12 protein-coding genes are annotated in these 19,891 nt (G+C 70.7%); 7 read left to right on the plus strand and 5 right to left on the minus strand.

All coding sequences use genetic code 11. From position 1 onward, the window contains the following. Positions 1 to 28: 28 nt before the first annotated feature. The gene (locus tag FBY39_RS06165; protein ID WP_141931097.1) at positions 29 to 2,263 is read right to left on the minus strand and encodes a CHAT domain-containing protein; all 2,235 of its coding nucleotides are present in this window, start codon (positions 2,261 to 2,263) and stop codon (positions 29 to 31) included. A gap of 619 nt (positions 2,264 to 2,882) precedes the next feature. Between FBY39_RS06165 and FBY39_RS06170 the strand changes: the two genes are divergently transcribed. After that, on the plus strand, positions 2,883 to 6,815 hold the full coding sequence (locus tag FBY39_RS06170) for a Pls/PosA family non-ribosomal peptide synthetase (protein WP_141931099.1): 3,933 nt from the start codon (positions 2,883 to 2,885) through the stop codon (positions 6,813 to 6,815). Then, entirely contained in the window at positions 6,815 to 8,170 is a 1,356-nt protein-coding gene (locus FBY39_RS06175; protein WP_141931101.1) for a M1 family metallopeptidase, read from the plus strand. Before FBY39_RS06170 ends, FBY39_RS06175 begins: the two co-directional genes overlap by 1 nt. Here the strand turns inward: FBY39_RS06175 and FBY39_RS06180 are convergent. From FBY39_RS06180 to FBY39_RS06195, 4 genes are all read right to left on the minus strand, one after another. Next, complete coding sequence (locus FBY39_RS06180; protein WP_141931103.1) at positions 8,109 to 8,699, minus strand: 4'-phosphopantetheinyl transferase superfamily protein; 591 nt, start codon at positions 8,697 to 8,699, stop codon at positions 8,109 to 8,111. The genes FBY39_RS06175 and FBY39_RS06180 overlap by 62 nt on opposite strands. Positions 8,700 to 8,727: 28 nt before the next feature. Further along, positions 8,728 to 13,179 (minus strand): hypothetical protein, encoded by a 4,452-nt coding sequence (locus tag FBY39_RS06185; protein WP_141931105.1) that lies wholly within the window; start codon positions 13,177 to 13,179, stop codon positions 8,728 to 8,730. Positions 13,180 to 13,282: 103 nt separating this feature from the next. Next, entirely contained in the window at positions 13,283 to 13,666 is a 384-nt protein-coding gene (locus FBY39_RS06190) for a hypothetical protein (protein ID WP_141931107.1), read from the minus strand. A 56-nt stretch (positions 13,667 to 13,722) separates the two neighbouring features. Further along, positions 13,723 to 14,340: a TetR/AcrR family transcriptional regulator gene (locus tag FBY39_RS06195; protein WP_141933949.1), complete on the minus strand. Its 618-nt coding sequence runs from the start codon at positions 14,338 to 14,340 to the stop codon at positions 13,723 to 13,725. A 256-nt stretch (positions 14,341 to 14,596) separates the two neighbouring features. Here FBY39_RS06195 and FBY39_RS06200 point away from each other — a divergent pair, with 256 nt between their 5' ends. From FBY39_RS06200 to paaI, 5 genes are read left to right on the plus strand one after another with little or no spacing between them, the layout of a single operon-like run. Beyond that, complete coding sequence (locus FBY39_RS06200; protein WP_141931109.1) at positions 14,597 to 15,787, plus strand: acetyl-CoA C-acyltransferase; 1,191 nt, start codon at positions 14,597 to 14,599, stop codon at positions 15,785 to 15,787. Next, positions 15,780 to 16,532, plus strand: a complete 753-nt coding sequence (locus tag FBY39_RS06205) for an enoyl-CoA hydratase/isomerase family protein (RefSeq protein WP_141931111.1) — start codon at positions 15,780 to 15,782, stop codon at positions 16,530 to 16,532. Before FBY39_RS06200 ends, FBY39_RS06205 begins: the two co-directional genes overlap by 8 nt. Next, a complete protein-coding gene (locus FBY39_RS06210; protein WP_141931113.1) occupies positions 16,529 to 17,389 on the plus strand; it encodes a 3-hydroxyacyl-CoA dehydrogenase family protein in 861 nt (286 codons plus the stop codon). Before FBY39_RS06205 ends, FBY39_RS06210 begins: the two co-directional genes overlap by 4 nt. Beyond that, positions 17,389 to 19,467 (plus strand): phenylacetic acid degradation bifunctional protein PaaZ, encoded by a 2,079-nt coding sequence (paaZ, locus tag FBY39_RS06215; protein ID WP_141931115.1) that lies wholly within the window; start codon positions 17,389 to 17,391, stop codon positions 19,465 to 19,467. The genes FBY39_RS06210 and paaZ overlap by 1 nt, the downstream gene beginning before the upstream one ends. Beyond that, entirely contained in the window at positions 19,464 to 19,877 is a 414-nt protein-coding gene (gene paaI / locus FBY39_RS06220) for a hydroxyphenylacetyl-CoA thioesterase PaaI (protein ID WP_260837464.1), read from the plus strand. Before paaZ ends, paaI begins: the two co-directional genes overlap by 4 nt. Positions 19,878 to 19,891 lie beyond the last annotated feature (14 nt).

Here is a 19,891-nt window from a genome sequence, read left to right on the forward strand (position 1 = left end):
GGACGGCTGGTGTGGTCTCGGCGAGGGATCAGACGGGGACGACGTGTGCGCGGGGATGCGCGTAGGCGACATAGGCGAGCGCCGTGAGGTCGGCGTTCGCGAGCGCCTTGCGACGGGCGAGGACCACCGCGCCGGCGACATCGGTGAAGGACAGGGCGTCGTAGAAGTCGCGGACGAACTGACTCGCCGCCTCATCGTCGATCGCCCACGAGCATCCGATCAACAGGCCCACGCCGCCGCGGAGGAACGCTTCGGGGAATCCTCCGAGGCCCGGTGCCGACGTGTCCATCCGGCCGACGTCGCACGCGTTGAGGAAGACCATGCCGCGACTGTCTGCGGCACCCACCATCTGCAGGTCGGGGAGGATCTCCCGCAGCTCGGATGCCGAGTAGCTCGACCCTTGCGGCGGCGTGCCGCTCCGACGGTAGTTCGCGAACAGGAGGCGTTGATCGGGAGGATCGGCGATCCAGACGCCGTGTCCGCCGAAGTGCAGCAGGTCGAACCCCTCGGAGATGACCTTCGACATCGCCGTCGCATCTCCCGGTCGCACGGCCTTGGCACGGAACACCCGCCGCACGAGCGTCGCTTCGGTCGCGGAGAACGTGAGGCTGAGCCCGCTGTCGCGGTAGGACGGGCACAGGTACTTCGCTCGCGTGCCCGCGATCTCGATCCGGGTCGGCAGCGCCGTGTTGTAGACCCAGCGCGTCGCACCCCGCATGCCGAGGAAGCCGTCGATGCTGAGGGGCTGCGCGTTCGCCGATCGATCGGGATCGCTGACGTAGACGAGCTCCCACGGCACGTCGAATTCGCCCGTCGTCTGCACGACGAGGCTGTCGAGCCGATCGCGGTGCGTCCACAGCAGGCGCCGCACGCGCAGGGGGAGGAGCTGGCGCGACAGCTCCACGCCGATCGCGCGAAGTTCGTGCAGCGCGACGTCGACGCGCGTCGGCACGTCGCCGCTCCGATCCTCCTCGAGGCGGGTGCGGAGGGCGTCGATACGCGCATAGGTGCTCGCGATGACGGCCGCCTTGTCGAGACCGCGCACGACAGCGCGCTCCTGATCGTCGCCGATCTGCACGGCGACATCGAGGGTCGAGCGTCCGCGCGACGTGGACTCGTCGATCCGCAGGACGGGCAGGACGAGGACGTCGGACTCGGGGTCGCGCGCGTCGGTCGTCGCCGTCGCCCGCTCGCCCCCTGTTCCTCCCCCGATCCGCGTCGTGAGGCGGAGCGTCGCGAGGGGTGTCTCGCTGCGCTGGCGCACGACGATGGACACTTCGCCCGGTCCGTCGTCCGTCGCCTCGAGGCGGAATCTGCGACGAGCGGCTCTTGTCGCCAGCAGACGGACGGTGCGCGTCGCTCTTCCGGATGCCAGACGGTAGCCGCGCACAGAGATGCTCACGGTGAGAGGGAGGCGTTCTGCGACGGCGATGATACGTCGATCGGCCGCGAACCCGGGGGTCGTGACGATCTCGCTGCGGCTCAGGAGGACATCGAGCGTCACGACGTCCCCCACCAACGCCGTCCGGGGCATCTCGGCGGCGATGTGGGCCGTCGTCTTCTCCTCGTCCCCGGTCGGTTGTTCGGAAGCCTCCGGGGCCGGGGCAGGGGTCGGGGCCGGGGCAGGGGGTGGAGATGGGGCTGGAGGTGGAGGTGCGGGTGCGGCGGCGTCGGGAAGCGGCACACGCGACCCGCTCGGCTGTCTCGCGCCGACGTCCGCGTCCCCGGGCTCGTCAGGGAAGTGCTCGACAGGCAAGTGCTCGGGGAACTCCGCTTCGACAGGGAGGTGCTCGGGGAACTCCGCTTCGACAGGGAAGTGCTCGGCCTCTTCCGCTCCTTGCGTTTCGACGGCAGCGCCGAAGCCCGGCGGTCCGCCGAACCAGTCCAGACCCGTCGTGACGGCGGCTTCGTCCCTCAGCTCGAGGACGTGGACGGATGCCGCGCCTTCGCCGGTTTCGAAGACCCATTGCCCCCCGGCATCCGTCGCCCAGGCGGGGATCGCGAATGTCATCGCCGTCGTCCGGACGACAGCGAGGAGACGCGTCGCTTCGCGGGGAGTGTCGATCACGAGGGTGACGGCGTCGCCGGAACGGTCCGTCCGCACGACCTCGAAGGTCACGAGGACCGTTGCGTCGACGAGCCACGGGAGTCCGAGCTGCAGGAGCGTCCATGCGTGTGACGTCGGCACGTGCACGAGTGCCGGTCCGTCGATCGCGATCGTGACGGCTCCGACCTGCTGCGGCGACTCCGTTGGAACGCGCATCGGCGTCTTCCCCACTGTCCCAGTGGCCGCCGATTCTGCCCGGACGCGGTGGCCTGACCGCATCATAGGGGCGCAGCGCTTGGCGCGCCAGAGCCTCGGCGGTCGGTTGCGACACCCCTGAACACATAAGATCAGGGCTGGGCCTGTTTCAGAGGACCCGCTGCCACGTGTCCCCAGCACGCAGATCAGGCCGTCCCCCAGCGGTCGGCGGCGGCATGGCAGGCCTTACGTGCCCCCTCGAGTTGTTCAGCGCCAACTGATCAACTCGAGGGGGTCACCAGACAGCGTCCCAGTCGCTGTCTGAAAGCCGTCGTGAACCCCGCCAGAGGTACAGTGATCCCCAACGTGCAACGTGACCGGTTCCCCCAGGACGCCGGCCAGCCCCAGCTGCTCTGACGACACTACATCTTGAAGCCATGTCCACCAAATGGTGGACATGGCCTTTTTTGTGACATGTTTTCGAACGCCTGTCGACGCGCTGAGGAATGGCCGGTCGAGGCCGATTCGTCACCGCCCGGCCGACTGTTCGCGTGCCGTTCCTCCCGCACCTGTAATCTGTGCGCCGCAGGTCGATCGATGCGTCGCGATCCACGGACCGCACGACGAGGAGGAGGGGGACATGGCCTTCGTACCGGACGCCTCCGTGCAAGAGACTTTCGATCGCGCCGACGCGGCGCCCCCGGCGCGCACGCTCGTCGACATCTTGCGGGCGACCGCCGCGCAGCATCCTGAGGCGTCCGCGCTCGAGGATGCCGCGGGGGCACTGAGCTATCGGGAGCTTCTCGCCGCCGTGTGGCGCACCGCGGCGCGCCTGCATGAGAACGGCGTGCGTGTGGGCGACCGTATCGGCGTCCGGATGCCGTCGGGCGACCGCGAGCTGTACATCGCGATCCTCGGCATCATCGCCGCGGGAGCCGCGTACGTCCCGGTCGACGCCGACGACCCTCAGGAGCGTGCAGATCTCGTCTTCGGGGAAGCGCGAGTGCGCGGTGTCATCGGAGCGGCGGGGGTGTATCGCGACTCTTCGGGCGACGAACGCCCGGGACTCTTCGCGGGTGCGCCGCCCCACCCGAATACGAGTGCCCTCCCCATCGTCGCCCCACCGGGTGTCGACGACGACGCCTGGATCATCTTCACGTCGGGATCCACCGGCGTTCCGAAGGGCGTCGCCGTGACGCACCGATCGGCGGCGGCGTTCGTCGACGCCGAGGCGAGGCTCTTCCTGCAGGACGCACCGCTCGGACCCGGCGACCGCGTCCTGGCGGGGCTGTCCGTCGCGTTCGACGCCTCCTGTGAGGAGATGTGGCTCGCGTGGCGCCACGGGGCGTGCCTCGTGCCTGCCCCTCGAGCGCTCGTGCGCTCGGGGGAGGACCTCGGGCCGTGGCTCGTCGGCCACGGGATCACGGTCGTCTCGACCGTCCCGACGCTCGCGGCCCTGTGGCCGCAGGATGCCATCGAGAACATCCGGCTGCTCATCTTCGGCGGCGAGGCGCTGCCGCCGGAGCTCGCGGCCCGGCTCGTCGCGGACGAGCGCGAGGTGTGGAACACCTACGGCCCGACCGAGGCGACGGTCGTCGCGTGCGCCGCTCGAATGGACGGCACGACCCCCGTGCGCATCGGCCTGCCGTTGGACGGCTGGGCGCTCGCCGTCGTCGATTCCGAGGGGCAGCGGGTCGCCGACGGCGACGTGGGCGAGCTCATCATCGGCGGTGTGGGGCTCGCACGCTACCTCGATCCCGCGAAGGACGCCGAGAAGTACGCGCCGTACCCCACGCTCGGGTGGGACCGCGCGTATCGGTCGGGCGACCTCGTGCGCGCGGATCCCGAGGGGCTCGTCTTCCAGGGACGCGCCGACGACCAGGTGAAGATCGGCGGTCGTCGCATCGAGCTCGGCGAGATCGAGTCGGCGCTGCAGTCGCTCACATCGGTCTCTGCGGCGACGGTGGTCGTGCAGAAGACGGATGCCGGAGTGTCCCTCCTCGTCGGCTATGTCGTCCCTGCCGACGGGTTCGACCGCACGCGCGCGCGGCGCGAACTCTCCGACGTGCTGCCCGCGCCGCTCATCCCTCTCCTCGCCGTCATGGACGATCTGCCCGTCCGGACGTCCGGCAAGGTCGACAAGGCGGCGCTGCCGTGGCCGCTCGAGTCCTCCGACGGCGACTCGAACCTCAGCGGTACGGCGGCGTGGCTCGCCGAGCAGTGGGCTGCCGTCCTCGGGACCCGCCCCGTCGACGAGCGATCGGACTTCTTCGAGCTCGGGGGCGGATCCCTCGCGGCAGCGCAGCTGGTGTCGCGCATCCGCGCCCGTGCACCGGAGTTCACGATGGCCGACGTGTACGACCTCCCGCGCCTGCGTCAGATGGCCGATGCCGTCGAAGCGGCGGGCGAGGAGGCGCCGACCAACTTCACGCGGGCGACTCCCACCCCGCGCGTCATGCAGTGGGTGCAGACGCTCGCCGGCATCCCGCTGTTCATCCTGAGCGGCGCGCGCTGGGTCGTGTGGCTCCTCACCGCCAGCTGGATCCTGCAGTCCCTCCCCGGGTTCTCCTTCCTGCCGGAGGCGCCGGCGTGGCTCGTCGTGACAGGTCTTCTCGTCTTCGCGACGCCGTTCGGACGCATGGCGCTGACGGCGGGCCTCGCGCGACTGCTCCTGGCCGGCGTCCGGCCCGGCGACTACGCGCGCGGGGGCGGTGTGCACCTGCGGCTCTGGCTCGCCGAGCAGGTGTCGCGCCAGATCGACCCCGTCGGCCTCGCGGGTGCCCCATGGATCGCCGTCTATGCGCGCGTCCTCGGGGCGAAGATCGGCCGCGGCGTCGACCTCCATACGCTTCCGCCCGTCACGGGGATGCTCGAAGTCGGATCGGGAGCCGCCATCGAACCCGAGGTCGACCTGACGGGATATTGGATCGACGGTGACACGGTCCGCATCGGCGGCATCCGGATCGGTGCGGGCGCGACCGTCGGGGCGCGATCGACCCTCGCGCCGGGCACGAAGATCGGCCGCGACGCCGAGATCGCGCCGGGATCCGCCGTCTTCGGACGCGTGCGGGCCGGTCAACGCTGGGCCGGGTCGCCCGCCGTGCGCGTCGGGGGCCGCTCGACGCCCCTCGCGCCGACGGCGCCGCCCAAGCGCCTCCGCTGGCTGTGGGCGTACGGCATCTCCTCGACCCTCCTCGGGCTTCTTCCGATCCTGTCCTTCGCGCTCGGTGGTCTCGTCCTCGCGCAGGGCTTCCGCGGCGCGGAATCGCTCTCGCAGGCGATCCCGGGGGCGCTCGTCATGCTCGTGCCCGCGACCCTCACGGTGGGTGTCGCGTTCGCGGGATCCGTCGTTCTCCTCGTGCGGCTGCTGTCGATCGGGCTCGTCGAGGGGATCCACCCCGTCCACGGTCGCATCGCCTGGCAGGCGTGGTCGACCGAGCGACTTCTGGACTCCGCCCGGACGATTCTCTTCCCGCTCTACTCGAGTCTCTTCACGCCCATCTGGCTCCGGATGCTGGGTGCCACCGTCGGACGTGAGGTCGAGGCATCCACCGTCCTTCTCCTTCCCTCGATGACGACGATCGACGACGGCGCCTTCCTCGCCGACGACACGATGGTCGGAACGTACGAACTGGGTGGGGGATGGATGCGCCTCGGCCACGCCCGGATCGGCAAGCGCGCCTTCCTCGGCAATTCCGGCATGGCATCCGCCGGCCATCGCGTGCCCAAGGACGGACTCGTCGCCGTGCTGTCCGTCGCGCCCGCGAAATCGAAGGCGGGATCGTCGTGGCTCGGTTCGCCCGCCGTGCGGCTGCGCCGCGTCGTGAACGACTCCGATCTCGAACGCACCTACCGGCCGCGCGCGGGACTTCGCGTCGCGCGTGCGCTGTGGGAACTGTGCCGCATCGTGCCGGTCGTCGTGACGTGCGCGATCGGCCTCGGCGTCGTCTTCGCTCTCGCGTGGCTCGTCGAAGCGGCGAACCTCGGCGTCGCGATCCTCCTCTCCGGCGCCGTCCTCCTCGCGGCGGGGGCGCTCGCGGCGGGCATCACGACCGTCGCGAAATGGGCGTTCGTGGGCGTCATCCGTCCCGGCGAGCATCCGCTCTGGTCGAGCTTCGTCTGGCGTACCGAAGTGTCCGACACGTTCACCGAGATGGTGGCGGCGCCGTGGTTCGCCAACTCCGCCGCCGGGACGCCCGCCCTCGCGCTGTGGCTGCGCTCGCTCGGCGCGAAGATCGGCACGGGGGTCTGGACGGACAGCTACTGGCTGCCCGAACCTGACCTCGTGACCCTCGGCGACGGCGCGACGGTCAACCGTGGATGTGTCGTTCAGACGCATCTGTTCCATGATCGAGTCATGAGCATCGACACGGTGACCCTCGAGCCGGGGGCGACTCTCGGCCCGCACAGCGTCATCCTCCCCGCTGCGACGATCGGATCCGACGCGACCGTCGGTCCCGCCTCGCTCGTCATGCGAGGCGAGTCGGTGCCGGTGGGAAGCCGCTGGAGCGGCAACCCCATCGGCCCCTGGCGGGCGGTGAAGGTCCGGGCGTATCAGACGACCGTCGAGTGATGGTCGACGACTACACGCCTCAGGCGGGCGACGCCCGCATCCGGATCGAGCACTACGACCTGACGCTCGACTACAAGGTCTCGACGAATCGCCTCAGTGCCACTGTCGTCCTGCGCGGGCGTGCCACCGAGGCGACGCCCGGCTTCGGTCTCGACCTCGTGGGGCTTCGTGCGAGCAAGGTCACGGTCGCGGGCGATCCGCGCGCGTCGTTCGCGCAGACCGACCGCAAGCTCAAGGTGCGCCTCGGTGCGCCGCTCGCGGCGGGCGAGGCCTTCGAGGTGACGGTCGTCTACGCGGGCGCTCCTCGTCCGCGGCGGACCCGCTGGGGCACGATCGGATGGGAGGAGCTCGAGGACGGGCTGCTCGTGGCATCCCAGCCCACAGGGGCCCCGACATGGTTCCCCTGCAACGATCTGCCCTCGGACAAGGCCACCTACCGCCTCGAGATCGCGACCGACGCCGCCTACACCGTCGTTGCGGGAGACCTCTCCTCGTGCGTCACGCGCGGCGGCAAGCGCGTGTGGGTCTTCGAGCGCGAGGTTCCCACGGCGCCTTATCTCGTGACCCTCCAGATCGGGCGGTACACGCACGAGTCGCGTCCGCTCGGTCGCGTGCGCGGCGACCTGTACTACCCCAAGCCGATGTCGGCCCGCGTGGCCTCCGACTTCGCGCCCCTCGAACGCATGATGGGTGTCTTCGAGGATGCCTTCGGCCCCTACCCGTTCGACGACTACTCCGTCGTCGTGACGGCCGACGATCTCGAGATCCCGCTCGAGGCGCAGGCGATGGCGGTCTTCGGGTCGAACCACATCGACGGCGTCGGGGGACTCCAGCGCCTCATCGCGCACGAACTCGCACACCAGTGGTTCGGGAACAGCGTCGGCGTCGCCCGCTGGCGCGACATCTGGCTCAACGAAGGTTTCGCCTGCTACGCCGAATGGATCTGGTCGGAGCGATCGGGAGGACCCTCGGCGCACGCGAAAGCGCTCGGGCACCACGCGAGCCTCACCGAACCGCCCCAGGACATCCGCATCGGCGATCCGGGGCCGGCGCTCATGTTCGACGACCGCGTCTACAAGCGCGGGGCGCTCGCGCTCCACGCCCTGCGCCTGACGGTCGGCGATGCCGCATTCTTCGGGACGCTGCGGGAGTGGACCGCCCGGTATCGCGGTGTCACGGCGACGACCGCGGACTTCGTGGCGCTCGCGGAAGAGGTCTCGGGACACCGGCTCCAGACGCTGTTCGCGGAGTGGCTGGAGGATCTGCGGCTGCCCCGGCTCCCGGCATCCACCCTCACCGACGCGGCGGTGCCCCCGACAGCTGCCATCGAGACCCTTCGGCAACAGCGAGGCTGACGACGAAACCGCTGGGGCGATCCAGCGTTGTGACGACGAAGCCCGGTGGGGAGGTCGTGCGGAGGGAGTTCGGGAGCGGACCCGGGCGTGCTTCCAGCACGACCGTCGAGGGGGCGATCCGGATGCCGCGCCCCGTCGCCTTCAGCACCGCTTCGATGCGGGTCCACCCCGTGAGGTCGGGAGCGGGGGCGGGCTCGAAGAGGGCCGCGAGATCGCCGATGTCACGGTCGGCGGGCTCGACATCGATGCCGACGGATGCCGCATGTTCCTCCCGCACGGCCGCTCCCACGGTGAGCGATCCGGTGTAGGAGAGGCTCACCGCGATCGGCTCACGGGCCACTCGGGGGACGCCGTGCTCGTGCGACCCGCACTCGGGGCAGAGCCTCGAGATGCCGGCATCCGCGCGACCGCCGACCTCGCGGACGAGGGCGCGCAGCAGGTCGTCGCCCGCGCGACGGGCCGTCGGCGCGCCGGGCATCGCGCGCTCCGACCACCCCACGACGACGGGTCCGTACCGGGCGATCTCCACGCCGCCCAGGCTAGCGACCGACCCTCCGTCAGACCTGCCGGCGGTGTCGGTTCCGTCGGGACACCAGCACCGCGCCAGCCGCGGCGAGCAGGATGCCGACGAGTCCGAGCCAGAGCCAGGCGCCGCCGTCCGTGCCGGTCGTGGCGAGGTCGCCGCCGGATGCGGTGCCTTCCCCGTTGCCGCCCGCACCCGCGCCGCCGTCCGTGCCGGATCCGCCGTCGCCGCCCTCGGCGTCACTGACCGCGTTCATGCGCACGAGCAGGCCGTCTCCGCTCGACGTACCGCCGAGGAGCACCGCGCGGAGCTCGTGCGTGCCCTCCTCTTCGGGGACGTACGTGAACGATGCCACCGAGGTGCCGTCGGCGCGGACGCCGCGCATCGTGGTGACGGCCACGACCTCGCCGTCGGCCGGGTCGCCGTCGTACACGACGACCGTCTGGTGGTCGCGGGAATCCTCCGGGCCGTCAGCCCGAAGCAGGACCGTGGTCGCGTGACCCGCCGTGACGGTGGGGGCCGCGGAGTCGCCGGTGAGGTGCAGCGTGGCCTCGTCGCGGGTGAGCACACCCGCCCCGACGAGGCTCGGGGTGGTCGGTTCGGCGGAAGCGACGGCAGCCCGAGCGGCGGAAGCCGATTCGGTCTCCGGCACATCGGACGCGGGGTACACCGAGACCAGGCCGTAGCCCTGGTTGTTCTGCCCGCACGTGAGGGTCTCGGGGTCGCCGGTCATCGGATCGATGAGCTCGGCCTCGTCTTGGACGGAGCTCGACGGGCAGATCGTCGCGGGAGTCCCCGCCCACTCGTGGATCTCGGTCACGCTGTCGTCCTGGTCCAGCACGACGAACACCCGGTAGTTCTGCGCGCCGCCCGATTCCGACCCGACCGCGGTCCACTGCGGCGACGACACCGTCACGCTCGACTGCGGGTCGATGCGGTCGACGGTGGTGCGGCCGATCGAGATCGGGTCGCCGGTCACCTTCAGTCCGTTGGCATCGACCGGCACCGCCATGAAGTCGACCGTGAGCTCTTCGCCCATCGAGGCGAGGCTGTAGTTCGACACCTCGACGTCGAACACGACGGGGTCGCCCACCCCCGGGCCCGACGCGTAGACGGCGCCCGAGGTGGTCGCCTCGTCGCTGTACGGCATCCGCGCGGTGAAGCCGCGGATCTCCTGCCGGGATGCCAGCGGGTTCCACTCGGGCACACCGAGATACTCGATCTGGTCGTAGGTGAGGATGCTCGCGTAGGGCAGGTTGAGCGCGGGGTCGGCGTTCACTCCGTAATTGGTCAGCCACCATTCGCGCGATTCGGCGTCAGCGGTGAGATCCACTCCGTACGACACTCGCGGAGCCCCGTCGTTGCCGTAGAAGTAGGCGGCACCGACGGCGTAGCCCCGGTTGCTGTCGACCTCGGGCACCTCGATGCCGAACGTGCTCGCGTGGGAGTTGTCGGTCTGACCGGTGCTGCTGTCGGTGAAGGTCTGGTTCGTGTTGAAGCCGATGCCGAGCTGGAGACCGAGCTTGAGCGACTCGAACGGCACCTTCACTTTCGCCGAGGCCGATCCCTTGGCATCGAAGCCCAAGTTCCAGCCCGACGACGACTTCTCCGACGACCCCGTCCCCGTGGTCTGCGACACGTCGAGCGTCTCGGTGGAGGACGTGCCCCCGATGACGAACTGGTCGTTCACGAGCGGTGCGTCCGACGTCTGCGTCGTGCCGTTCGCGTCGGTGTAGGTGAACGGTCCGACGTCGGTCAGCGGCACCTTGCCGTTCACGAGCTGCGGGTACGAGAGAGCGTTGCCGTTCTGCCACGCGGGCTCGAAGAAGTCGAAGGACTTGCCGGAGCCGAACACCGGCACCGGGTCGCCGGGGACCACGACGTCCCAGAAGCCGTAGCATCCGGTGTCGCAGCCCGACGTCGCGGCATCCGTGCGCCCCCACGTCTCGACCGAGAGCACGGGGTAGCGGTACACCCGGTAGTCCTGCACGATCGCGTTGACGATGTCGTCGTCCTGCGTCTTCTGGTTGATCGTCTTCGACTGCGACGATCCGAGGGACTGGAGCGACGTACGGATCTTCTCCCACGCGCCGCCGATCTTCGCGGCGATGTCGGCGCTGACCTTCGTCTTCTCGAGGAAGGGGACGCCGAACTTCGCGGTCCCGGAGATGTCGATGAGGCCCGTCAGGTCGTAGGTCTGGTTGGACTCCTGCGATGTGCCGTTCTGGTACGAGACGCTGCTGGAGTCGCCCATCGTCAGCGAGAAGTCCTGGTTGCGCGAGATGTTGACGAACCCGCCGTTCAGCCAGTCGGAGTGCGCGGGCGGCTGACCGGCGACCAGGCTGAGCTTGACGAGCTCCTCCACGGTGAAGACGAGCGGGTCGCCGAGCACGAGGCTCGCCCCCGCGGGGTCGTAGGCGGTCACCTGCCACCCGGGCCGGGTGAGGGTGCTGCCGTTGCTCGGCGCCACAGCGAGCTGCTGCACGGCGGGCGCCTGTCCGGGCTCGATGGGCTGCACGAGCGTCACTGCGTTGCCCGTACCGCTCCCGCCGACCGCCGAGACCGCGATGCCCCACGAGGCGTTGTCGGCGCCGCCGGCGTTCGCGAAGCCTCCCACGGCGAGCGTGACGCCGCCGCTTCCGGCCACCTGCGGGACGCGGACGGCCTCCGGGAACACGCGTGACGCCGTGCTCTGGCCCTCGTACGCGGCCAGCACGTCGACCCACGTGCCGCCGGTGTCCTCCCACGTGACGGCGACCTGACGGATGCCGGAGCCCGCGAGCTGCGCCTGGAACTGACCCGTCTCCACGCGCACGCGCGCCGCGAGGCCGGCGCCGTCGGCGAGCGGGACGGCTCCGGCGCCGAGCCCGGTTACCGACTCCCTGCCGCCGGTCGCGACGCCGTCGGTCACGGCGATCGACGCCGTCCACAGCGTCGGTTCGTTGCCCGAGGAGGAGTTCGCCCCGGCCCACGCGATCTCCTGCACGCCGTCGCCGTCGAGGTCGGCCACGCCCGCGTCGGCCGAGTACGACGCCCCGGAGGGGGCGGGTATGCCGAGTGAGACGGGCGACCCGACGAGCTCGAGTGCGCGCGCGCCATCGGGGGTCACGCTGTAGCGGGCGACGAGGGCGAAGACGCCGCTCGTCGTCGCGTAGGTGGCGACGATCTCGGCGATCCCGTCGCCGTCGAGGTCGGCGAGGTTCACGGCGATCGGGGAGTACTCGCCACCGGATGCAGCCGAGCCGATGTTCTGTCCCGTCTCGAGCGTCGAGACGAGCAGGGCGTTCTCATCGGCGTTGTAGTCGACGACGCTCAGCAGCAGCTCACCCTCGGCGGCGTGCGCGACCACCGCCTCGTCGCGCGGCAGCACGTTGGCGTCGCGCGCGTTGTCGACGTCGCCGACCGCGAGGTCGAACGGGTAGTCCGCGCGGTCCTCCGCGGGGAGCGACACGGCTGCCGGGATGGGGGTCGACTGCTGGACCTTCCGCCACTGCCATCCCCAGGAGAAGAACTCGTTCTCCTGAACCTGGTAGTTCAGGCTCGCCTGGCCTTCCGCCTGCTGCGTGCTGATGCCGCCATCCGCCCACATCCAGCCGCGGTCTCCGACGCTGTACAGGTTGTAGCCGGGGCCGAAGCCGTCGGGGAGCTCGCGCACCTGCCAGAGCTGGCGCTTGATCGTGCTGTCGCACACATCGGTCTCGAGGAACGTGAAGTTCGCGTCGAGACCGCCGACGGTGAGGCATGCACCGTCATTGCGGTTGACGAGCTGGAATTGCGGCAGCCCCTCCGGGCCCTCACCCTGTCCGAGCACCGTCCACTGCTGCTGGCTCTCGGGGTTGCCGAGGTCGGGCACGCCCCGCACCTGCATCGGGTTGAACCCGATCGTCGGGGTGTTCGTGAGGGCGGCGACACCGCTCGGCGGGGTCGTGTACTCCAGCACGTCACGGGGGCTGATGACGTAGGTCTCACCCGTCACGGGTTGGTCGACCGGCGCGGCGAGCGTCGTGGCCCCAGCGGAGTAGCCGGCCGCGTCGCCCGGGGAGGCGAGCTGGAGCATCGGCCCTGAGCCGCTCGACCCCTGCCCGACCAGGTCGAGTTCGAGGGTGCGCTCGACGAACGCCGCGGTGATCCGCCCGGCATCCGTCACGCCCGACGGCACGATCATGGGACGCTGCCCGAGGCTCGGCTGCGGCTCGTCGCCCCGCACGTCACCCGTCAGCGTGGTGCCTTCGGCGTTCGTCACGCGCTCGAACACGACGCCGCTCGTCGGGTCGGAGAGGAGCAGCGCGTCGCTCGCGACCGCCTCGCGTTCGCCGCTGAAGGCATCGACCGGGAACTCCGCGCCCGCCGCGACATCGAACTCCTCGATGGCGGGGAGCGAGACCGCTGCCCCCGGCTGGGCGACGACGCCGAGGCTGACGACCAGTGCGATCGCGGCGGTCAAGACGACGGCGCGACGATGCGCGCGGCCAACGTTGGCAGGCATGGGGGATCCCTCAGACAGTCAGGCGAGTAACCGGAAGCGTCGTGCGGGGGTCAATGTAGCAGTACGACCTATGCCGGACGCGTCATATGTCGCGCCTCCCTTTTCAGGTGGCGTCGAGCGTGCGGCGAAGGTACTTCGGAGCCTGGGTGAACCACGCTTCGATGACGAGCTCTGCCAGGTGGTCCGGGTCTATCTCCGCCATGCGGAAGGCGACCTTCGGTTCGCTCCAGCGCGTCGTGCTGCGGAGGAAGACCTCCGGTGCCATGTCGAGGAGGGCGAGCGAATCGAGAGGATCTGCCACCTTGACCGCGACCACGAGTTCGGACGCGATGATGGCACGCATATCGTCGGGGATGCTCGGCCAAGGGTGGCACTCCCACGCGAACAGTCGGTTGCGCACGAACCATGCACGGCCCCCGGTCATGCGTCGTTCCTCCGTCCCCGGGAGCGCTGCTGCGATCCGGGACACGTCCTCGAGCGTCGGCACGGCCCCAGCGTAGGCCGCCCCGCGGACACCGCCACAGGGGAGTGCGGACGCCCGCGCTATCGGACCGGCGGCGGGTCGCGCGAGATGAGCCCATCGAGCACGACCGTGAGGATGTCTCGCGCGAGCGCGTCGCGGTCGACGGGTCCTCCAGGGCGGTACCACTCGACGACGGAGTTGATCATGCCGAAGATGAGACGGGTTGCGATCGCCGCGTCGACGTCGGAGCGCACCCAGCCTTCGGACTGCGCGTCGGAGACGAGCGATGCCACGCGCGCGTCGAACACGCGGCGGCGCTCGAGGGCGGCCTGTTCGGTCGGACTGTTGCCCCGCACCCGCAGCAGCAGCGTCACCTCGGGCAGGTGATCGATGAGGACCGCGACGGCGCCGTGAACGACCGCGCGCAGTCGCTCTGCAGCGGATGCCTCGGCGGTCTGTGCCGCGTCGAGGGAGGCTTCGAGTGCCGTCAGCGCCGAGTCCAGCGCGAGCGCGAGCAGCTGTTCCTTCGAGGTGAAGTGGTGGTAGAGGGCGGACTTCGTGAGGCCGAGCCGCTGGGCGAGATCGGCGACGGATGTCGCGTCGTACCCCTGCTCGTTGAACAGCTGCACCGCGACGGCGAGCACTTGATCCCGGTCGTACCCGGGTCGTCCCCGGCGCGCTCCCGTCGCCTCACTCATCACCCGCACAGTCTGACACCTCCTTCCTTTCTCGCCGAGATCCCGTGATCTCGCCGAGCCACCCCGTCATTGCGCGCACACAACGGGGTGGGTTGGCGAGATCGCGGAGTCTCGACGAGAAAGGGGGGAGGGGAGTTGAAGGGGAGGGGAGTTGAGGGGGGAGGGGGCGGTCTGGCATGATTACTGAACGATCGGTTGGGAATTGAGACTGGCCGGGAGACCCCGCGACGGCGCGGGGGACGGAAGGGGATGACGGATGCCCGAGGCCTACCTCGTCGGAGGAGTGCGGACACCCATCGGGCGCTACGGCGGCGCGCTCGCGGGCGTGCGACCGGACGACCTCGCCGCCCTCGTCGTGGGGGAGGCCGTCCGTCGGAGCGGTGCCCCGGTCGACGCCATCGAAGAGGTCTACCTCGGCGCCGCCAATCAGGCCGGAGAGGACAACCGCAACGTCGCCCGGATGGCCGTCCTGCTCGCCGGCCTTCCGGACTCCGTCCCCGGCATCACCGTCAACCGGCTCTGCGCGTCGGGGATGTCGGCCGTCGCCCTCGCCGCGCAGGCGATCCGCGCCCACGACGCCGACCTGCTCCTGGCGGGCGGCGTCGAGTCCATGACCCGCGCCCCCTGGGTGCAGGCGAAGCCCGATCGCGCCTGGGCCAAGCCCGGCCAGGCCTTCGACACATCGATCGGCTGGCGTTTCACCAACCCCCGGCTGGCCGCCCGCGACAAGGCGACGTTCTCGATGCCCGAGACGGCGGAAGAGGTCGCCCGCATCGGCGGGATCTCGAGAGCGGATGCCGATGCCTTCGCGCTGCGGAGCCATGAGCAGGCGATCGCGGCGATCGACGCGGGCAGGCTCGCGCCCGAGATCGTCGGCGTTCCGACGCCCTCGGGCGACGTCACCGCCGACGAAGGGCCTCGGCGCGACACGACGCTCGAGGCGCTCGCGCGCCTGCGGCCCGTCGTCGCAGGCGGCTCGGTCGTCACGGCCGGCAACTCCAGTTCTCTCAACGACGGCGCCTCCGCTGTCATGGTCGCGAGCGAGGATGCCGTCGCCCGTCACGGGCTGACTCCGCGAGCGCGCGTCGTGGCCGCGGCATCCGCTGCTCTCGCCCCCGAGATCATGGGCCTCGGGCCCGTCCCGGCGACGGAGAAGGCGCTCGCGAAAGCGGGCCTCACGATCGCGGATATCGGCGCCGTCGAGCTCAACGAGGCCTTCGCGACGCAGTCGCTCGCGTCGATCCGGCGGCTGGGGCTCGATCCCGCGATCGTCAACGCCGACGGCGGTGCGATCGCTCTCGGTCACCCCTTGGGGTCGAGCGGATGCCGCCTGCTCGTGACGCTCCTCGGTCGCATGGAGCGCGAGAACGTGCGCTTCGGCCTCGCGACGATGTGCGTCGGCGTGGGCCAGGGGACGGCGATGATCCTGGAGCGGATCGATGCCTGAGCCCCTCGTCCCTGAGCCGCTCATCGTCGAACGCCACGCGGACCGCGTCGTCGCGACGCTCGACCGTCCCGAGACGCGCAATGCGATCGATCAGGCCACGATCGATGCCCTGCACGAGCTGTGCGCCGAGCTCGAGGCCGAGCCGCGCCTGCTCGTGCTGACGGGGGCCGGAGGGGTCTTCGCCTCGGGTGCCGACATCGCGGAGCTCAAGGAGCGCACGGCGGCCGACGCGCGCGCCGGCATCAACACGTCCGCGTTCCGGCGGATCCGCGCGCTGCCGATGCCGGTGATCGCCGCGATTGACGGCTACGCGCTCGGCGGCGGCGCGGAACTCGCGTACGCGGCCGACCTTCGCATCGCCACGCCCGCCGTCAAGATCGGCAACCCCGAGACGGGCCTCGGCATCATCGCCGCCGCCGGTGCGACGTGGCGCCTCCCGCAGATCGTCGGCGAGGCGCGCGCGGCGGAGATGTTGCTCACGGGGCGCATCCTCGATGCGGATACGGCGCTCGCGTGGGGCCTGGTGTCGGCGATCCACCCGGCCGACGAGCTGCTCGCGGCGGCCCACGCGCTCGCGGACCGCATCGCCGCGAACGACCCGCTCGCAACGCGCCACACCAAGTCGGCGCTGCTCACTCCGCCCGAGGCGCACCCCGCGATCGAGCTCGAGCTGCAGGCCGAGCTCTTCGAGAGCCCCGAGAAGCACCGGCGCATGGCGGCGTTCCTGGAACGGAGGCGGCGATGAGCCATCGGAGCGTCCCCCCGCACGTCGGCGTGCTGGGCGGCGGGCGCATGGGGGCCGGCATCGCGCACGCGTTCCTCCTCGCCGGCTCGCACGTCACCGTCGTGGAGCGGGACCGTTCGCAGGCGGATGCCGCGGCGGCACGTGTCCGCGAGAACCTGAGCCGCTCGATCGAGCGTGACGCGACGACCCGCGCGCTCGCCGAGTTCGATGACGCACTCGTCGTCGCGACCGCGTCGGAGGCGTTCGCGGAGTGCGATCTCGTGGTCGAGGCGGTTCCCGAAGATCGCGCCCTCAAGCTCGAGGCACTCCGGGGGGTCGCGGCGTCCGTGTCTCCCGAGACCGTGATCGCAACGAACACGTCCTCCATCTCGATCGACGACCTCGCCGCGGGGATCCCCGGTCCCGACCGCTTCCTGGGCCTGCACTTCTTCAACCCCGTGCCCGCGTCGCGTCTCGTCGAAGTCGTCATGGGCGCCGCGACCGGACGGCAGCTCGAGGCCACCGCGCGCGGGTGGGTCGAGGCGATCGGGAAGACCGCCGTCGTCGTCCGCGATGCGCCCGGCTTCGCGTCGAGTCGCCTGGGCGTCGCGCTCGGGCTCGAAGCGATCCGGATGCTCGAAGAGGGCGTCGCGAGCGCCGTGGACATCGACGCGGCGATGGAGCTCGGGTACCGGCATCCCGTCGGTCCGCTCCGCACGACCGACATCATCGGGCTCGACGTGCGGCTCGGCATCGCCGAAGAGCTGCACGCGGCGCTCGGCGACCGATTCGAACCCCCCGCGCTGCTGCGCCGCATGGTGGCCGAGGGCCGCCTCGGCCGCAAGAGCGGTCGCGGCTTCTACGAATGGAGCGAGTGATGAACGAGATCCTTCCGAGCTATCTGCAGGATGCGTGGTGGACGCCCTCCGATACCGCCGACGCGACGGTCGTCCGCGACGCGTCGACGGGCGAGCCGGTCGCGCGGGTCAGCACGTCGGGGATCGATCTCGCGGGAGCGATCGCCCACGCGCGCTCCGTCGGTCAGCGCTCGCTCGGCGCACTGACGTTCCACCAGCGCGCGATGCTGCTGAAGCAGTTCGCCGTCGTCCTCTCGGAGCGCAAGCAGGAGCTGTACGACCTCTCGAAGCGGTCGGGGGCGACGCAGCGCGATTCGCTCAGCGATGTCGACGGAGGCATCGGCGTGCTCTTCACGTACTCCTCGAAGGGGCGGCGCGAGCTGCCGAACGCCCGCGTCTTCGTCGACGGTCCGGCCGAGCCGCTCTCGAAGGACGGCACATTCCTCGGCAGGCATATCTTCACGCGGCTCCCCGGCGTCGCCGTCCAGATCAACGCCTTCAACTTCCCGATGTGGGGCGCTCTGGAGAAGTTCGCCCCGGCGTTCCTCGCCGGAGTGCCGTCGATCATCAAGCCTGCGACCCCCACGGCGTATGTCGCGGAAGCCTGGGTGCGCATCCTCGTCGAGTCCGGGCTCCTTCCCGACGGCACACTGCAGCTCGTGAGCGGCCGTGTGCCCGGACTCTTCGAGAATCTCCGCCTCGGCGACCTCGTGGGCTTCACGGGAAGCGCCTCGACCGCCGAGCGTCTGCGCGATCAGGCGCCGCAGGGCGTCCGGTTCACGAGCGAGACCGACTCGATCAACGCCTCCGTCCTCGGTCCCGATGCCGTGCCCGGCACGCCGGAGTTCGACGCGTACGTGAAGCAGCTCCTCGTCGAGCTCACGACCAAGGCGGGGCAGAAGTGCACGGCCATCCGTCGCGCGATCGTCCCCGCAGCCACCGTGGACGCTCTCGTCGAGGCCCTTCGCGCGAAGATCGCGGAGCGCGTCGTGATCGGCGATCCGCACGCCGACGGTGTCACGATGGGTCCCGTCGTCTCTGTCGAGCAGCGGGACGACGTCCTCGCGCAAGTGAAGCGATTGACGGATGCCGGTGGCTCGATCCTCCTCGGCTCGATCGAACCCCCCGAGGTCGTGCGCGCGGACGGCACCCGCGGAGACGCTCCCGACGGCGCCTTCCTCGCTCCGATCCTCGTCGGCTTCGCGGACACGACCGCCGATGCCGTGCACGAGATCGAGGCCTTCGGTCCCGTCGCGAGCGTCCTGGCGTACGAGACGCTCGCGGAGGCGGCCGACCTCGTCGATCGCGGCGGCGGTTCGCTCGTGACGAGCGTCGCGACGAACGACCCCGGCGTCGCGGTCGAGCTCATGTCGCGGATCGGCGCGTACAACGGCCGCGTGCTGTTCCTCAGTCGTGACAACGTCCGCACCTCGACGGGCCACGGTGCTCCCGTGCCGCACCTCGTGCACGGCGGACCCGGCCGCGCGGGCGGCGGGGAGGAGCTCGGCGGCATCCGGGCGGTCCTCCACCACATGCAGCGGACGGCCGTGCAGGGCTCGCCCGAGATGCTGACGGCGCTCACGGGTGTGTGGCACGAGGGGGCCGCGTCGGAGGCCGGAGGACGGCATCCGTTCCGGAAGTCCCTCGCGGAGCTGCGGATCGGCGACCAGGTCGCGTCGGCCTCGCGGGCCGTCTCACTCGACGACATCGAGACGTTCGCGCACTTCACGGGTGACACCTTCTACGCGCACATGGACGAGGAGTCGGCGGCCGCGAACCCGTTCTTCCCCGGACGCGTCGCGCACGGCTACCTGCTCGTCTCGTGGGCCGCCGGTCTCTTCGTGGATCCCGAGCCGGGTCCCGTGCTGGCCAACTACGGTCTGGAGAACCTGCGGTTCGTGACGCCCGTCTCACCCGACGACGAGATCCGCGTCGTGCTGACGGCGAAGCAGATCACGCCGCGCGAGACGGACGAGTACGGCGAAGTGCGGTGGGATGCCGTCATCCGCAATCAGCGTGACGAGCTCGTCGCGTCGTACGACGTGCTGACCCTCGTCGCGAAAGAGTCCGCGAAGGAGTCCGCGGAGGCGGCGCCGTGACCACCCTCCGCCGGATGCTGCGCGAGGACCGCACCTTCGCGGCGTTCGGCATGCGGCTCGAGGTCGACGAACCCGGCCGCGCCGTGCTCAGCATGGTCGTCCGCGACGACATGACGAACGGCTTCGCCATCACGCACGGGGGGATCGTTTTCGCGCTCGCCGACACCGCCTTCGCCGTCGCGTGCAACGAGGACGAGCGCGTGACGGTCGCGGCGGGCGCCGACATCACGTTCCTCCGGTCGACGCGCGCCGGTGACACGCTCCGCGCGACGGCGGTGCGCCGCATCCGGACCGGCCGAACCGGTCTCTACGACGTCACGGTCACGGATGCCGGGGGAGAGGTCGTGGCGGAGTTCCGCGGCCGCTCGCTCGCGACCGACCGGGTTGTCGGTGCGGCGACGAGCGCCTAGAATACTGACCGAAC

The sequence above is a fragment of the Microbacterium sp. SLBN-146 genome (genome assembly GCF_006715145.1).
Taxonomy (GTDB): domain Bacteria; phylum Actinomycetota; class Actinomycetes; order Actinomycetales; family Microbacteriaceae; genus Microbacterium.

Coding starts and splice junctions, on each gene's coding strand:
- FBY39_RS06165 (WP_141931097.1), bottom strand. CDS start 2,263: ATGCGCGTTCCAACGGAGTCGCCGCAGCAGGTCGGAGCCGTCACGATC.
- FBY39_RS06170 (WP_141931099.1), top strand. CDS start 2,883: ATGGCCTTCGTACCGGACGCCTCCGTGCAAGAGACTTTCGATCGCGCC.
- FBY39_RS06175 (WP_141931101.1), top strand. CDS start 6,815: ATGGTCGACGACTACACGCCTCAGGCGGGCGACGCCCGCATCCGGATC.
- FBY39_RS06185 (WP_141931105.1), bottom strand. CDS start 13,179: ATGCCTGCCAACGTTGGCCGCGCGCATCGTCGCGCCGTCGTCTTGACC.
- FBY39_RS06195 (WP_141933949.1), bottom strand. CDS start 14,340: ATGAGTGAGGCGACGGGAGCGCGCCGGGGACGACCCGGGTACGACCGG.
- FBY39_RS06200 (WP_141931109.1), top strand. CDS start 14,597: ATGCCCGAGGCCTACCTCGTCGGAGGAGTGCGGACACCCATCGGGCGC.
- FBY39_RS06205 (WP_141931111.1), top strand. CDS start 15,780: ATGCCTGAGCCCCTCGTCCCTGAGCCGCTCATCGTCGAACGCCACGCG.
- FBY39_RS06210 (WP_141931113.1), top strand. CDS start 16,529: ATGAGCCATCGGAGCGTCCCCCCGCACGTCGGCGTGCTGGGCGGCGGG.
- paaZ (WP_141931115.1), top strand. CDS start 17,389: ATGAACGAGATCCTTCCGAGCTATCTGCAGGATGCGTGGTGGACGCCC.